At 59.8% G+C, this 1,807-nt stretch carries 2 protein-coding genes; both read right to left on the bottom strand.

Features of this window, described 5'->3' with window-relative positions; translation table 11 throughout:
- A partial coding sequence (locus tag DW029_RS11075; RefSeq protein ID WP_199582690.1) for a prealbumin-like fold domain-containing protein occupies positions 1-1,356 on the bottom strand: 1,356 nt, incomplete at its 3' end.
- 243 nt (positions 1,357-1,599) lie between these two features.
- A partial coding sequence (locus DW029_RS11390) for a hypothetical protein (protein ID WP_158572681.1) occupies positions 1,600-1,807 on the bottom strand: 208 nt, incomplete at its 5' end.

Here is a 1,807-nt window from a genome sequence, read left to right as displayed (position 1 = left end):
GCACTTGTCGAGCAGGCTCATATCCTGACCCTCGTCGCGCATGACCTGCTCGAGCGCCGCCCGAGCATCCGAAAAATCATCCTGGTGCTCACTCGCCCTGTACATGCTGTTGAGCTTGATGTAGACCGTATGCACCTCCTGCGTATCGCCGAGCGTATCGACCAGCATGAAATGGACGGTGGAGTGCTTCGGGACGTCCGCGACCTCGATGGTCATATCGCCGGCTAGGCGGATTTTATGGACGGTCTCGTCGATTTTGTAGCCTTGCGGCGCGGAGGTCTCCTTCACCCAGTAGTCCATGTTCGCGACCAGCTTGTTCGTCCCATTGACCGCCGAGAGGGTCGCCTCGCCATTCTCGTCCGTCGTGAAGGTCCCGCACTTTCGGGTGCAGGCCTCGTCGCAGTAGATGACGTACTCGGCGCCTGCGAGCGAGAAGTACTCCGGGTCGATTGGCGTGACGGCGGGGTTGGCGGACGACTTCTTGAGTCTAAGTGCGCAGAAGTCGGCGATGGGCTGGAAGTCGGACTGGAACCCATCGCAGTATACCGTGTCTCCGCGGACGTAGGAGATGCTCGACCCCCTGTATGCGATGATGGCGCAGGTCCTGTCATTCACCTCGTCCACGCGTGACGAGATGCAGTTGTACCCGTCGAAGTTGGTGAAGAAGAGCTGGGTATCCACACCTCGAGGAATGAAGTAGGAATCCTGGTTGTTCTCTGCGGGGCTGATCCATTCGTAGCCGCCATGGTTGTACTGGATGTTCCTCGCGCCGAGGTACGCCCAGTCGAGATCGATGTACTCGTCGGGTCTGTCGGAGTAGAAGAACTGGTACACCATCTTTATCGACCTCAGGCCTTTGAGCCAGTGGCAGTTATCCCACGCAGCGAAGGCATCGCTCACGACGAAGAAGCTCTTGGTTCCGAAGTGCTGTTGGTAGAATTGGCCCTCCTTCTGGTTCAGCCCTACGTTGTTGTCGTAGCCGTTGCCGATCACGGGATTCGAAAGGGAGAGAGTGCATCCCACCGGCTTGCCATCGTAGGTTCCGACGCTGTTCCACGTGACGCTGGCGCGGTAGCTGGGATTGTCCATCGGCAGAACCGTGTAGGGATGTCCTCTGTCTAAGAAGGGCTGCCCTTTGTCTCCGTTGTGGTAAATGTCGTCCCAGGTCGGAGACCAGTTCGTATGCGTTGCCTTGCCGGCGCTATGCCACCAGCCGGTGGGATGCGGCGATGTCGCAATCCAACCCATCGGGACGACCAACGGGGACGGCTTGACGTTCGGGTTGTCGGGCGCGAACTCCTCGAACCTTCCCATCGAGTAGGTCGAGATTCCCATCGCGCCGAGGGCGGAGCGCATTCCGACCCTTAGAGGACTGGAAGGGTTCGAGATAGCATCGGCTGTAGCCGCGACCGCCGCGAGTCCGCCTCCCGCAATGAGGGCCCTCCTCGAAAAGGCTAAGCCCTTAGAACCCCCCCCCCGGCTAATTTAGAGCTACCGCGATTATTGCTATCGTCCACGATTACCTCCTGCGTACGTCACCTTATGTATCCACTAGATTCTTAAGAGCGAAAGGGGGCGGAAAATTTCTCCGCCCCTTATTTACTTCCTCCTGACGCCCACCACGCCGTCCGAGACGACCTCGGTCCAACGGATGTAGCGAATGGTGTCGGCAATCATCTTGACGGCACTCGCGGCACGGGCGCGGGAGCGCAAGCGTCCCGACGCGCCCGACTCGGAAGCCTCGGCCGCGGCGGTCGCCTCGTCCGCATCGAGCCACGCCTCGCACTTATACGTGCGCCACTGCCCG

It is taken from the genome of Collinsella sp. AF38-3AC, assembly GCF_003474365.1.
GTDB lineage: Bacteria > Actinomycetota > Coriobacteriia > Coriobacteriales > Coriobacteriaceae > Collinsella.
This window is presented reverse-complemented; position numbering and strand designations above follow the sequence as displayed.